The organism is Bartonella sp. TT121SHDZB, from assembly GCF_042193415.1.
GTDB lineage: Bacteria > Pseudomonadota > Alphaproteobacteria > Rhizobiales > Rhizobiaceae > Bartonella.
In genome coordinates this window covers 144,893-159,107 of sequence record NZ_JBHILR010000002.1, presented here as the reverse complement: position 1 = coordinate 159,107, position 14,215 = coordinate 144,893, and the positions used below count along the sequence as shown (strand labels likewise).

Annotated in this window: 13 protein-coding genes; 9 read left to right on the top strand and 4 right to left on the bottom strand. The window is 38.0% G+C overall.

Annotated features, from left to right (window positions below; all coding sequences use genetic code 11):
• The first annotated feature begins 5 nt into the window (after positions 1-5).
• The 3 genes from ACFIKI_RS02025 to ACFIKI_RS02015 all read left to right on the top strand — a co-directional run bounded on the left by ACFIKI_RS02025 (position 6) and on the right by ACFIKI_RS02015 (position 1,451).
• Positions 6-236 (top strand): F0F1 ATP synthase subunit C, encoded by a 231-nt coding sequence (locus tag ACFIKI_RS02025; RefSeq protein ID WP_005773968.1) that lies wholly within the window; start codon positions 6-8, stop codon positions 234-236.
• 142 nt (positions 237-378) lie between these two features.
• The gene (locus tag ACFIKI_RS02020; protein ID WP_375665442.1) at positions 379-945 is read left to right on the top strand and encodes a F0F1 ATP synthase subunit B; all 567 of its coding nucleotides are present in this window, start codon (positions 379-381) and stop codon (positions 943-945) included.
• A gap of 11 nt (positions 946-956) precedes the next feature.
• Positions 957-1,451, top strand: a complete 495-nt coding sequence (locus tag ACFIKI_RS02015) for a F0F1 ATP synthase subunit B (protein WP_375665441.1) — start codon at positions 957-959, stop codon at positions 1,449-1,451.
• A gap of 124 nt (positions 1,452-1,575) precedes the next feature.
• Here the strand turns inward: ACFIKI_RS02015 and glyS are convergent, their stop codons facing one another.
• The 4 genes from glyS to ACFIKI_RS01995 form a co-directional block, all read right to left on the bottom strand.
• Positions 1,576-3,798: a glycine--tRNA ligase subunit beta gene (gene glyS, locus ACFIKI_RS02010; RefSeq protein ID WP_375665440.1), complete on the bottom strand. Its 2,223-nt coding sequence runs from the start codon at positions 3,796-3,798 to the stop codon at positions 1,576-1,578.
• The gene (locus ACFIKI_RS02005) at positions 3,798-4,739 is read right to left on the bottom strand and encodes a glycine--tRNA ligase subunit alpha (RefSeq protein WP_375646381.1); all 942 of its coding nucleotides are present in this window, start codon (positions 4,737-4,739) and stop codon (positions 3,798-3,800) included. Before ACFIKI_RS02005 ends, glyS begins: the two co-directional genes overlap by 1 nt.
• A gap of 92 nt (positions 4,740-4,831) precedes the next feature.
• The gene (locus ACFIKI_RS02000; protein WP_375665439.1) at positions 4,832-6,526 is read right to left on the bottom strand and encodes a tetratricopeptide repeat protein; all 1,695 of its coding nucleotides are present in this window, start codon (positions 6,524-6,526) and stop codon (positions 4,832-4,834) included.
• 95 nt (positions 6,527-6,621) lie between these two features.
• Positions 6,622-7,638, bottom strand: coding sequence for a polyprenyl synthetase family protein (locus tag ACFIKI_RS01995; protein ID WP_375665438.1), 1,017 nt, complete (start codon positions 7,636-7,638; stop codon positions 6,622-6,624).
• Between the two features lie 226 nt (positions 7,639-7,864).
• Between ACFIKI_RS01995 and ACFIKI_RS01990 the strand changes: the two genes are divergently transcribed.
• The 6 genes from ACFIKI_RS01990 (at position 7,865) to ACFIKI_RS01965 (ending at position 14,127) form a co-directional block, all read left to right on the top strand.
• Positions 7,865-8,653, top strand: coding sequence for a tRNA1(Val) (adenine(37)-N6)-methyltransferase (locus ACFIKI_RS01990; RefSeq protein WP_375665437.1), 789 nt, complete (start codon positions 7,865-7,867; stop codon positions 8,651-8,653).
• 190 nt (positions 8,654-8,843) lie between these two features.
• Complete coding sequence (locus ACFIKI_RS01985) at positions 8,844-9,692, top strand: S49 family peptidase (RefSeq protein WP_375665436.1); 849 nt, start codon at positions 8,844-8,846, stop codon at positions 9,690-9,692.
• Between the two features lie 232 nt (positions 9,693-9,924).
• Entirely contained in the window at positions 9,925-10,833 is a 909-nt protein-coding gene (locus ACFIKI_RS01980) for a 4-(cytidine 5'-diphospho)-2-C-methyl-D-erythritol kinase (RefSeq protein WP_375665435.1), read from the top strand.
• A gap of 281 nt (positions 10,834-11,114) precedes the next feature.
• Positions 11,115-11,756, top strand: a complete 642-nt coding sequence (locus ACFIKI_RS01975) for a ribonuclease HII (RefSeq protein WP_375665434.1) — start codon at positions 11,115-11,117, stop codon at positions 11,754-11,756.
• Entirely contained in the window at positions 11,753-12,715 is a 963-nt protein-coding gene (locus ACFIKI_RS01970) for an L-threonylcarbamoyladenylate synthase (protein WP_375665433.1), read from the top strand. Before ACFIKI_RS01975 ends, ACFIKI_RS01970 begins: the two co-directional genes overlap by 4 nt.
• 2 nt (positions 12,716-12,717) lie before the next feature.
• Complete coding sequence (locus ACFIKI_RS01965; protein WP_375665432.1) at positions 12,718-14,127, top strand: FAD-binding oxidoreductase; 1,410 nt, start codon at positions 12,718-12,720, stop codon at positions 14,125-14,127.
• Positions 14,128-14,215: the final 88 nt, after the last annotated feature.

Sequence of the window (14,215 nt, the reverse complement as noted above, 5' to 3'; positions counted from 1 at the left end):
ATAACATGGAAATGGTGCTTGCAGCAAAATATATTGGTGCTGGTCTTGCTTGCTTTGGTATGGCTGGAACAGCTTTAGGACTTGGTAATATTTTTGGTAGCTATCTTTCTGGTGCATTACGAAATCCATCTGCAGCAGATAGTCAGTTTGGACGTCTCGTCTTTGGTTTTGCTGTAACAGAAGCTTTGGGAATTTTTTCATTGCTCATTGCTTTATTACTTCTTTTTGGGGTTTAATCATCATCAAAAGGGTATATCTGTTCTTGCATAAGGAAAGATTTACCCTTTTAGCTCTTAACCAGAGAGATGCCAGAAGGGTGTTAGTCAGTTATCATCGGTTATAGAGGGCTTTAATAAGCTATTTAAAGGATGAAAGAAGATGTTTGTTTCAAGCGCTTATGCACAGAACACTGAAACGTCGATAGAACATATTAAAAAGGTGGCAGAGCATGCAAATCGTGTGTTTCCGCCTTTTGATTTTGTGCATTTTGGTTCGCATTTTTTCTGGTTGGCAATTTCTTTCGGGCTTTTTTATCTTTTTATCTCTCGTGTAATTGTACCACGTATTGGTGGTGTTATTGAAACACGGCGAGATCGAATCGCATCTGATTTAGATCAGGCAATGCGCATGAAGCAGGAAGCAGACATTGTCGTTGAAACTTATGAGCGGAAATTAGCAGAAGCGCGTTTGAATGCGCAGGCTATAGCGCAGGTAGCTAGTGAAGAATTAAAAGAAAAGGCAGAGCTTGAACGGAAAGAAATTGAGGAGAGTTTAGAGAAAAAACTCGCAGATGCTGAAAAACAGATAGCAAAAATTCGGGATAAAGCGATGCAAAATGTTGGTTCTATCGCTGAAGAAGTAGCTCTTGAAATTGTGAAAAAATTGATTGACGTTGATATCAGTAAAGAAGTTGTTCGTTCAGTTATTAAAACTGCGGATTATTGAGGAAGATAAAGATGACTGATACTTTTTGGGCATTTGTTGGGTTAGTTCTTTTTTTGGCTCTTTTAGTCTATTTCCAAATTCCACAGAGGGTTATACACCATCTTGATGCGCGCGCGAAACGTATCAAAGATGAACTGGATGAGGCTCTGCGTCTTCGTGAAGAGGCACAGGAAATATTGGCTGAATATCAACGCAAACATGCAGAAGCAGAAAAAGATGCGCAAGAAATTATTGCAGCAGCAAAGCATGAAGTTGAATCTATTATTGTTGAGGCCCGTGCAAAAGCAGAAGAATATGTAAAAAACCGCAATAAATTGGCAGAACAAAAAATTGCCCAAGCAGAAGCAGATGCAATACGCATGGTTTCTTCATCGGCTATTGATTTGGCAATTTCTACAGCACGTACCCTTATTACAAGGGAAATAGATTCTAACAAGGCAGATGAACTTATCAAAGAGTCTCTTGAGAAAGAATCATTTATCAAAATGAAAACATATCTTAATTAATGATATTTGAGAGATAAAGAACAGTCTCTTTGGTTGCATAATTTTCTCAATATTAATTAATAAAAGCCATAAAAAAGAAAAAATTATCTTCATTGTTTTTATCAGTTAATAGGGTATTTTGATTTTAAATGACAAGTTTTGAGAAGTCTGCAACTGATTGTGTAACAATGTGAGTATGTTTGAGAAGAGCAAGACGGTTAGCACGAACATCAGGTTTTTTATCATTTACCAATACTTTTTCAAAAAATATATCAATCAATTTTCCAAGTGGCGCTAGCACACTGAGGGCAAATGATAAATTTGTTGCATTGATGGGGGCAAGAACCTTTCTTTCTACTTCACAGATTGCATGATAGAGCTGCTTTTCTTCTTTCTCGACAAAGAGCTCAGGATTAATTTCATTCGCTATTGTTGTGCTTTTTTGAAATTCATTTTCAAGAATATTGGCAGTACGTTTTACAGAGGCTACAAAGTTCATTCCATCGTAGGTATTGATAAAAGCGATAAGCGATTCGACACGACGTGCAACCAATAAAAAATCATCAGAATCTTTGTTTAAAACGGCTTCAAGGGCATCGTAACGAGCGCCTTCCTCTTTTAGATAGATTTTCAGACGGTCATGAAAAAAGAATAACAAATCTGATAAAATATATTCTGTTTTTTCTGGAAGCAGATTTTGCAATTGTGAATTTTCTCTTTGAGAGATTTCATATTTATTTTTTTGTTGTAAAAAAAGATTTGTTGCCAACTGAAACAGTGGCATAAGATTGATTTTCCAATCTCGCGAAAGTACAAGCCTAATAATTCCCAATGCTGCTCGTCTTAATGCATAGGGATCTTTTGAGCCCGTTGGTTTTTCATTAATGAGCCAAAAGCCAACGAGCATGTCAATTTTGTCGGCGAGCATAACGGTTATAGCAAGTGGTTCTTGTGGAAGACGATCTGTTGGTCCTTGAGGTTTATAATGGTCTTCGATTGCTACAGCTACGCGAGGATCTTCCCCTTGATGAAGGGCATATTTTTTCCCCATAACACCTTGTAGTTCAGGAAATTCTCCGACAATTTCTGTTTGCAAATCAGCTTTTGCAAGGATGGCTGCACGTTTTGCTAAAAGAGGATCTGTTTGTATCAAAGGGGCAATTTCTTGTGCGAGTGTAGCAATGCGTTCTACTCTTTCACCTTGTGTACCTAATTTAGTATGAAAAGTTACATTCAAATGATCAAGTCGCGCCATTCTTTGATCGAGAGGTTTTTTTATATCAAGTTCAAATTTTTTTATAGAAGATTCCAATTGTTGAATATCAGGCAAATCACGCTGATCGGTTTGCCAAAAATGAAGTGCATCAGAAAGACGGGCACGGACAACCTTACTATTTCCTTTCGAAATTTCTTTGCCTTCATCATTTGCAAGAATATTAGAAACGAGAATAAAATGATGAGAAAGTTTTACTTTTTCTCCTTGTTTACGGGTGACAAAACATTTTTGATTGGCTCGAATGGTCAAGCGAATAATTTCTGGAGGAATATCAAGGAATGATTTTTCAAAATCACCCATCAGGATAACAGGCCATTCAACAAGACCAGCAACTTCTTCTAGGAGAGGATTATCTTGAACCAGTTCTAAACCATTTGCAAAGCAGAGATTTTGGGCATCAGCTAAAATAATATTCTTTCGTCTCTCGGCATCCAGAATGACTTTATGGGTTTCAAGTTGAGTAATATAATCATCAAAGCGGCGCACTTGAAATGGCTTTCCATCACTTAAGAAACGATGACCATAAGTTAAATTATTGCTTTTAAGAGAACCAATTGTAAATGGAATAACATGTGTTTCACCAATTTCTGGTCCGAAGATACAAAGAATGTTTTGTAAAGGTCGAATCCACTTCAAAGTACCACTTTGTGCTGAATCTTTTCCCCAACGCATAGATTTCGGCCACGGAAAGTTGCGGATAATATCCGGTAAAATATCGGCAATAATTTCTTCTGCAGCTCGACCTTTTTTAACAATTTTAGCAATATAAAAATCACCTTTTTTATCATCATGTCCAATATGCGCTTCAGAAATATCGTTTAATCCTGTTGCACGTAGAAAACCATCAATTACATGCTGTGGTGATTTTATATTGGGACCTTTGCGTTCTTCATGGACATCTTTGGAGCGTGTGGAAAGTCCGCGTATGTCCAATGTTAGCCGACGAGGTGTCCAATATTCACGAGCAGCTTCATAGATCAATCCAGCATTCACAAGTTGATCTGTAACAGATTTTTTAAGATCAGCAGCAGCTTTTCGTTGCATACGTGCGGGGATTTCTTCACTGAAAAGTTCAAGAAGAAGATCAGACATTAGGCTTCTCCAGTGTATATTTGTCCAGCTTCTGTGAGTAAGAAGGCTTCCCCACAACGGCGCGCGAGATTACGAACGCGAAGAATGTAATTTTGTCGTTCGGTTACAGAAATAACGCCACGTGCTTGCAAAAGGTTAAAGATGTGGCTCGCTTTAATACATTGATCATAGGCAGGAAAAACACAGCGATGGAATACATTTTCTTTATTTGGTGTTCCAGCATCAAGAAGTGCGCTGCATTCGCGTTCTGCATCGATAAAATGCTGGTGGAGCAGTTTTGTATCAGCAAATTCGAAGTTGTAATATGAGTATTCCTGTTCTGGCTGTAAAAAAATATCTCTATAGCTTATTTTGTTTTCTCCCTCCAAACCATTAAAGTTAAGGTCATAGACGTTATCAACCCCTTGGATATACATTGCTAGACGCTCAAGACCGTATGTGAGTTCCCCTGAAACTGGAGCGCATTCAATGCCGCACACTTGTTGAAAATAAGTAAACTGAGAGACTTCCATTCCATCGCACCAGCATTCCCATCCGAGCCCCCAAGCACCAAGAGTGGGACTTTCCCAATCATCTTCAACAAAGCGAATATCATGCAGTTTTGTATCAAGCCCGATAGCTTGTAGCGACTTTATATAAAGTTCTTGTAAATTGAGCGGAGAGGGTTTGAGAAGCACTTGGAATTGATAATAGTGTTGTAAACGATTTGGATTCTTACCATATCGGCCATCTGTTGGACGTCGAGAGGGTTGGACATAAGCAACTTTCCAAGGGCGTGGACCTAGAGAGCGTAATGTTGTTGCTGGATGAAAAGTCCCAGCTCCGACTTCCATATCGTAAGGTTGCAAAATTGCACATCCATAGTGTGCCCAATAATTTTGCAAAGTTAAGATTAGTCCCTGAAAAGAACGTTTGGGGTTAAGATGTTCAGGCAGTTTCACGCTTTATACTCTTTATATTGGACTAAACAAAAAACCAAAGTAATTTTAGTTTCTCTATTTATTATTTCATGTGGTTTATGGTTAAGCATCATTTATTGCAAACCAAATTTCAACTTTTCTTGAATTTGTTCAGAATTTTCTGGTTTTCCGTCAATTGCGTGGTTCCATTGAAAGATTGCTTCACGTTTACGCCCAACTTTCCAATAGGCATCCCCTAAATGATCATTTAGTGTTGGGTCTTCAGGTTGTAATCTGACAGCATTTTCTAATATTTGCACTGCTTTATTATATTCTTTTAGTTTATAATAAGCCCACCCTAAAGAATCGAGAATATGACTGTTGTGAGCTTGTAAAGCAGAGGCTTTTTGTAGCATACGGAGCGATTCTTCAAGCTTCTCACCACGTTCCACAAGGGAATAGGCTAAATAATTAAGAACCTGCGGTTGATTTGGGAAAAATTCAAGTGATTTTCGCAAGTCAAGTTCTGCTTTTGGCCATTGCTTTAAACGTTCAAAAGCAATACCACGCTGATAAAAGAGTTTCCAATCGTCCTGCTGAAAGTTTTTTATCTTTGTAATAGCGTAGTCTAGAGTTTTAATGGCCTCAAGAAATTTATTATCCTGCATATAAAAAGCAACGAGCGTTATCAAAATATTACGATCATTGGGAAATTTTTTATTTAACAATATGAGTAATTTTATTGCTTCTTTGTAATTGTTGTTATTGGCAAGAAGGAATGCAAGATGAAGTTGTCCATCTTTATAATAAGGAGATTTAGGGGATAAAGCGCGATAAAGTTTAATTGCTTGATGTGGATCGTTCAATTTAGCAGAAATGTGTGCGAGCTGAAACAGTGTTGCGTCATTTTGAGGGTATAAGGCGAAAGATAATTGCTTAAAAATACGTGCAATTTGCCCTGAGTTTTTGTAGTTGAGGGCTGTTCCAAAATTATATAATACCTCGGCAGCTCCTTGTTGAGGTGTTTTAATAACTCTCTCTAAGAAAGAATTTTTTTCAATTTTTTCTTGAAAGTTTTTAAGGACTTCTCGACCTGACAACATTTGTTCGCCATGCTGGATTGTTTGAAGAGCTTGGTTGCGCATATTATGGCGCAATTGGAATGAGGCATAGGCTATGATAATACGCTCATAAGTATTAGGAGCGATAAGAGTTCCCTGTTTGTTACTCAGTGCTTTAATGAAATATTTTTTTGCATCCTTTGGCCGTTCTGCAAGGTCGCTCATAAGTGCTAGATGATAAGATATAAAAAGATCATACCAGACAGGACCTTTGAGTTTCTTAAGATCATCGATTGCCTGAGATTTTTGTCCAGATCCAAATGTAATCCAAGCGCCGATGAGTTCAGGTATTGGATTATTGGACGTAGGAAGTTCCTTTAATTTCAGAAGAGCCTTGGCATTCTTATAATCTTTTTTGATGAGACTTTCTACTGACAAAGTTAAGGAAACAAAGGGAGTTATAACATCGTTTTCTTTGAGTTTTTGGGCTTGTTGGACAGCTTCTTTAAAGTTTCCGACCGAGAGCATAGCTTCAAGGAGCTCTTTTTGTGTTTCAATGTTATCAGGTTGATAAACCAGTGCTTGTTTAAAATAATTGATAGCAAGTTCTGTTTTATTTTCATGATTTGCAACCCTTCCAGCTAAATAAGCACCTGTAAATGAGCTTGTATGAGTTGCTGTACTTATTTTACTGTAGGTGGGGGATGGTATCAGCATGATACCCACGATAAAGAGGGCAAAAAGTCGAGATACCGTTGCAGAGCACATGGAGCTAATCCTTTTCAAGATAATCAATTGATGGTGTTGTTTATAGATCATATCTCATTACTTTGTTGAGAAATACTGCGATTCTTGCAAAGAATTCAGTTTACGCGCGCAATACAAAATTCAACAGTCTCAACGAGAGCATTATAAGCAAGATTTTCATTCATGGGAACAAGAGCATCAATTGCATATTTTCCATAGATGCGTGCTTGTTCTATTGTATCTGTGATACTATCATACTTTTCCATTAAGTGTTGCGCGTGTGCGAAGGATTCATCATTATTATTGCCATCTTCAAGCGCTTTTTTCCAGAAATCTTTTTCTACCATATTCCCACGCTCATATGCGAGAATAACAGGCATTGTGATTTTTCCTTCTCTAAAATCATCCCCTATATTTTTTCCTAAGTTTTGAGCACTACCGCTATAGTCAAGTGCATCATCAATTAATTGGAAAGCTAAACCTAAGGATGTTCCATATTCACGTAATGAAGAACGCTCTTGATTTCCATAGCCAGCAATAATGGGTCCTACTTCAGCGGCTGCTGAAAAAAGTGCTGCTGTTTTTGCATTGATGATTTTGAGATATTCTGAAGGGCTGGTTTTTATATTTTTTGCGGCAGAAAGTTGCATAACTTCTCCTTCAGCAATAATTGCAGCAGCGTTGGCTAAGACAGAGAGCGCTTCTATGGAACCGACATCGACCATCATTTTAAAGGCTTGACCCAACAGAAAATCACCAACAAGTACACTTGCTTGATTTCCCCAAATCATCCGTGCTGTAGATTTTCCACGTCGTAAATTACTTTCGTCAATCACATCATCGTGTAGTAATGTTGCTGTATGCATAAATTCAACAGCTGTTGCAAGTTTTATATGCCCGTCACTTTGATAACCGAACATATGAGCAGAAGCGAGCGTAATCATTGGGCGTAATCGCTTTCCACCTGATGAAATAAGATGGTTAGAAATTTCAGGGATCATCTCAACCTCTGATTTTGCCATAGAGAGAATAAATTGATCTACGCAATCCATATCTTTTTGAGTAAGATTGACAAGAGATTGAAGAGAAATTTGATTATTTCTTATTTGTTCTGGTTTGATAGCTGCACTCAATGTGTTTACTCCTAGAGTATTGCAATGGACATATTATTTATTAACATAAAGGGGGTTTGGTTTTGACTCAAGCTTTTGATGTCGTTTAAAAGTATTAGCTTGGAATGTTATTGGCAAGAAATGTTCTTTAGCGAGTATAATCTTATTGTTATGAAATAATAAAAAATTTAAAATAGCAGCTGAATGGTAAAAATGCAGTGTATAAAGGTGAGCATTAGGCTTTTAAATGGATAAAGCAGCGAATCAAAGTGGTGAAACAATAGACAGTTTTCACCGCGGAAAATTTTATTTGGTTCAACCCCATAAATATGGTCATCGTTCTGGAATGGATGCAATGTTATTAGCCAGTTTGGTTCCAAGTGATTTAAAGGGCAAGGTTGTTGATTTAGGTGCAGGTACTGGAGCTGCAGGGTTGGCTGTTGCTTCGCGTTGTCTGAAAGTTCATGTTACCTTAGTTGAACGTTCAGCTTTTATGGTATCTTACGCTCAAAAAACGCTTATGCTAAAACAAAATAAACAATTTGCTGGTCGCATTTGTTTGCTAGAAGCAGATGTTACCTTTAAAGGAAATACCCGTATAAAAGCAGGTTTGATAGATAATAGCTTTGATTTTGCGATTATGAATCCACCTTTTAATAATCCTACTGATCGTAAGACACCTGATAAACAAAAATCTGAAGCACACGTTATGCCTGAAGCGATGTTTGATAACTGGTTGCGGACTGCAGCAGCAATTGTTAAGCCAGGTGGATATTTAGGGCTCATTGCGCGTCCACAATCACTGACAGATATTTTGCGTGCTTTAGAAGGACGCTTTGGTGGTATTTGTATAATTCCTGTGCATGCACGTGCGAAAACAGCAGCAATTCGTCTTTTATTTTACGCAAAACGAGGAAGCAGAGCAGCTTTATCTATTTTACCGGCATTGGTGATACATGAAAATAATGACCATACTTTTTCACCACGGGTTGATGCAATTAATAATGGATATATAAGCTTGTGGGAACTTTTCTAATAGTATCTTGTGTTTTTTAGTTTATTATTTAAAGTTCAAACTTTGTTATTAGGGAGGTTTGACTTTGGATGAAGTTATATTTCTGCTTGTCATGTGGGGATTAATTGGCGCTTTTGGATATTATTGCGTCCTTCTTTTTGTTATCCTTTCCTATTTAATTGTTCTTAATTTATAAGGAGATTTTGTTTTGATGGATTTTATTAAAAGTTTTATTCCACGCCGTTTTTCTTCCGATAAACTTGAAATTCCTGTGGTGCGCCTTCAAGGAGCAATTATGGATTCATCAGCATCTATATCTCGTACCCTTTCCCTCAGTAGGTGTGCAAATCTTTTAGAGAAGGCTTTCGCACACAAAAAGTCACCGGCTGTTGCCCTTATTATTAATTCTCCTGGTGGTTCACCTGTACAATCGCGTTTGATCTTCAAGCGTATTCGTGACTTGGCAGAAGAAAAAAATAAAAAGGTTCTTGTGTTTATTGAAGATATAGCAGCATCTGGTGGTTATATGATTGCTTGTGCGGGAGATGAAATTTTTGCAGATCCTTCTTCAATTGTTGGTTCCATTGGAGTGGTTTCAGCTTCCTTTGGTTTTCCGGAACTTTTGAAGAAAATTGGTATTGAACGGCGTGTATACACAGCAGGAAAGAACAAAGTTACATTAGATCCATTTCAGCCAGAAAAAAAGGCGGATATTGAGCATTTGAAATCTCTCCAACTTGAAGTGCATCAAACTTTTATTGATTTGGTTAAAGAACGGCGTGCTGAAAAATTATCAGATGATTCGAATCTCTTTACAGGAATGTTTTGGAGTGGAAAACAAAGCGTTGAGCTTGGTCTTGTTGATGGATTGAATGATGTACGTTCTGTTATTAAAGAGCGCTTTGGTAATGATGCAAAACTTCGACTTATTATGCCTCCAAAAAGTTTTTTAGGCCCTAAAACGCCTTCAGGAGTAACAGCTCATACAGTTTATACAGCAGTTGACAGTGCATTAATGGCGGCAGAAGAGCGGGCACTTTGGCAGCGCTACGGTTTGTGAGGCAACGAATCATTCGAGAAGGGTTTTTATCTAAAAACAGATGGTAGAAGAAAAAAGGCTTGAAATGATACGAATGAGAGCATGTGGTTTATTTTGTATTGAGAACTCTTCTTTATTATTTGTTTAGAAAACGAGTAAGAATATTCCAAGCTGTTTATAGGGGGGGTGCTACAAGGGATGGATAAAAGGAGCTCATTGTAAAAGAACTCTGTATAGATTAATATTACGTCATATGATATCAAATGTAAAAGCTTTGATCCAAAGACATTCTTATGTGTTTACACCTATTAAATTGAATTTAGCTTTGCATGTTGTGGGGCAACGTGCTGATGGCTATCATTTAATAGAAAGTTTGGTTTATTTTAGTCTCAGTGGTGATTGCCTACACTATGCGCCTTGTGAAAGTGACCAGTTTGTTTTAACGGGGCCATTTGCAAAAGGACTTATTTCTCATTCAGATAATTTGGTTATTCGCGCACGGGATTTTATGCATAAGACTTTTCCGGAATGTGCTCAACCTGCTTTTTTTCGACTTGTAAAAACATTACCTGTTGCTTCAGGCATTGGTGGTGGCTCAGGTGATGCTGCTGGGGTTATTAGCATGTTGCATCAACAGTGGAATCTTGATTGCCCTTATGAAAAATTAGCAAAAATGAGCCTAGTTCTTGGTGCGGATGTACCCATGTGTCTTTTTGCACTGGAATATCAGCAGCCACTTTTGGTTAAAGGGATTGGTCAAAAGATTATACGACTAAAAGAAGCCTGTTCATTAGCAATAGTATTGGTTAATCATGGACAAGAGATTTCAACACAAGCTGTTTTTAAAGCGTTAGAAAAGCGTCATCATTCTTCTTTAAAAATTGATCCGGTCGCTTTAAAGACTGTTGATTCATTGGTTGAAGCTTTACAAGCAACGCGTAATGATCTTTTTTCTCCGGCATTAAAAATGGCACCTCAGTTAGCCGAAGTGTTATCTGTATTAGATGAATGTGGCTCTCTTTTTTCTCGTATGTCTGGAACGGGGGCAACTTGTTTTGGCATTTTTAAAAATCAACAAGCAGCGCAACAAGCAGCTCTTTTTATCAAATCGATGCACCCAAATTGGTTTGTAAAACCGATCATGACTTTAGGAACTATTTGAGAAATAAAAACTTTTATTTTGTCCTGATTCTATTATACACAATGAAGAGGATAACTAAAGAAATCTATTTTTTATTTTTTAAACAAAATGAATACATGCTAGAATAATTTTTTAGAAGAAAAAATGGATAATAGGATACTCTTTATCTCATGGTTTGTTTTTATCTTTTGTGTAAGAATTCGCTAAATGTTTGAAGAGCGATTTAAAACTGTAATGCTTGCAAAAAATAAACAGGCTACAGAAATAAGTGTATATTTGTTTGTATTTGTGATTTATCAAAGATGTTTAATTTGCCGCTTCAGCCAAATTTCTCGTGTGAATTGAATTTGCAGAAACAGGGTTTTTTTCATATAGCCGGTGTTGATGAAGTAGGACGAGGACCTCTTGCTGGTCCGGTGGTAACGGCAGCAGTTATCTTGGATAAAGATCATATTCCTGATGGATTAAATGATTCAAAAAAACTTTCTTTTCTCCAACGGAGTAGACTTTATCATGAAATCTTGCAAAGTGCATTAGCGGTTTCAGTTGCTAGTGTTTGCGCTCGTACAATTGATCAATCTAATATTAGACAAGCAACTTTGGAAGCAATGCGTCGCTGTATTATAGGGTTAGCTGTTCCAGCCCACTATGTCCTTGTTGATGGACGTGATATTCCCTCTGGGTTATCTTGTCCTGCAATTGCGTTGATTAAGGGCGATCAGCGTTCGATTTCAATTGCAGCCGCATCTATTATTGCGAAGGTAACGCGTGACCGGATGATGGAATGTGCAGGACAAGTTTATAAAGGCTATGGTTTAGAGAAGCATGTAGGATATGCGACGTTAGTTCATCGTACAGCTCTTAATAAATATGGTCCAATCGTAGGATTACATCGTTATAGTTTTGCGCCACTAAAAGAACGTTATAGGAATGATGTATCATGACGATTCTACCACTCAATAGCGCTTCGATAAAAGAGGCAATAGCGCTTCTTGAACAAGGGAAGTTAGTAGCGTTACCAACGGAAACTGTTTATGGATTAGCGGGCGATGCGACCAATGGGAGGGCAATTTCCTCTATTTATTCTACAAAGGGTCGTCCGCAAATTAATCCTCTTATTGCGCATGTCAGCGGCATCGAAATGGCACAACGTTATGTTAAAATTGACTTTCTTTCACGCCAATTAATGGAGGAGTTTTGGCCAGGGCCTTTGACATTGGTTTTGCCTTTAAAGGAACAGCATAATATCCATCCTTTAACGACTGCCGGTTTGAATACATTGGCTATTCGTTTTCCAGACAGTCGTTTTGCGGAAGTTGTACAATATTTTGGACGCCCACTTGCTGCTCCTAGTGCGAATCAATCAGGACGTCTTAGTCCTACTTCTGCTGAGGCTGTTTTTACCTCTTTGGGGGAATCTGTTTCTTTGATATTGGATGGAGGACCTTCTAAAATAGGACTTGAATCAACGATTATTAAAATTTGTGGTGAAGATATTTATCTTTTACGTCCAGGGGGGCTCGCGGCTGAAAAAATTGAAGAAGTTGTAGGGAAGTCACTCAAACGGATAGATCAAAGGGCAGCGATTGAAGCTCCAGGGATGTTAAAGTCGCATTATGCTCCCAACGCAGCGATTCGTTTGAATGTAGAAAAGGTGGAAAATGGTGAAGCGCTTTTAGCATTTGGTTCAAAGCGTGTTATGGGGGCTGAAAATGCCGTTTCTATTTTAAATCTTAGCGAAGATGGACAGTTAGAAGAGGCAGCCTCTCATTTATTTCAATATATGAAGGAATTAGATTCATTTAAAGTGAGATGTATCGCAGTAGAACCTATTCCATTATACGGATTAGGGGAGGCTATCAATGATCGTCTTATACGGGCTGCGGCTCCAAAGGAGAAATGAACATGGAGCAGGAATTAATTGAGGGGTTTAGGGAAATTGTTGGTGCTAAGCATGCTATAACAGATCAAGCGTTGATTGCACCGTATTTGCTTGAAGAGCGTGGGCTTTTTCATGGAAAAACACCTTTACTTTTACGTCCATCTTCTTGCGCGGAGGTTTCATTGATTATGCAGTTAGCGAGCAAAACACGCACACCGATTGTGCCACAGGGGGGAAATACAGGGCTTGTGGGGGGACAACAACCAGATGAAAGAGGAGAGGGCGTTCTTTTATCCATGGAGCGATTAAATAAGATTAGAGTTATAAATCTTGAAGGAAATTTCGTTGTTGTAGAGGCTGGTGTTATTTTACAGGATTTGCAGAAAAAAGTGGATGCATCAGGTCGTTTTTTCCCTCTTTCTTTGGCATCTGAAGGTTCTTGCCAAGTAGGGGGAAATCTTTCGTCGAACGCTGGAGGGACAGCTGTTTTGGCTTATGGCAATATGCGAGATCTTTGTCTTGGTTTGGAAGTTGTTTTACCGGATGGGCGTATTTTAGATGATTTGCGTTTTGTTAAAAAAGACAATAGCGGTTATGATTTAAAAAATCTTTTTATTGGTGCAGAAGGTACGCTAGGCGTTATAACTGCAGCCGTTTTGAAGATTTTTCCAAAAATAAAAGGAAAAGCAGTTGCCTTGGTGGGATTATATAGTCCGGCGAAGGCTTTAGAGTTTTTATCTCTGGCTCAAGAATATGGAGGAGGGATGTTGACAGGTTTTGAGCTCATGGGAAATCTCAGTTTGCAAATGGCTTTAGATTATAAGAGGTGTGAGAAGCCTCTTCTCCAGCAGAAACATGAATGGTATGTATTAATGAACATTTCATCGTTGCAAGGCAATGATGAGGCGTTATCGGTATTGAGTACTATTTTAGAAGAAGCTTTAAAGAATGCGGTGATAGAAGATGCAGTTATTGCGCAATCTTTAAAACAGCAAGATTTTTTTTGGCAATTGCGAGAAAGTATATCATCGGCACAAAAGTTGGTGGGAGGATCCATTAAGCACGATATTGCAGTACCGCTTGCTTCCATTCCTGATTTTATTGCTGAAGCAGCACTTATTGTTGAAGATATTTCTCCAGGAGCACGGGTGGTTTGTTTTGGACACATGGGTGATGGAAATTTGCATTATAATGTTACACAACCTGTAGGAGTTGATACGACAGTATTCTTGCAGTTATGGTCAAAAATGAACCATCGCATTCATAGTTTAGTGATGGATTATAAAGGTGCATTTTCTGCTGAGCACGGAATCGGTCAGCTTAAGCGCGAAGAACTTCGTTCTTTTAAATCATCGGTCGCATTGGAAATTATGCAAGGGATTAAGAAAACGCTCGATCCTTTAGGGATAATGAATCCCGGAAAAATATTATAATTCAAAAATGGTAAGTTTTATCATTTATTTTCATTTAGATTTTAATAACCAAAAAAGAAACCAGTTGTTTTTTATTCAAACTTTTAAT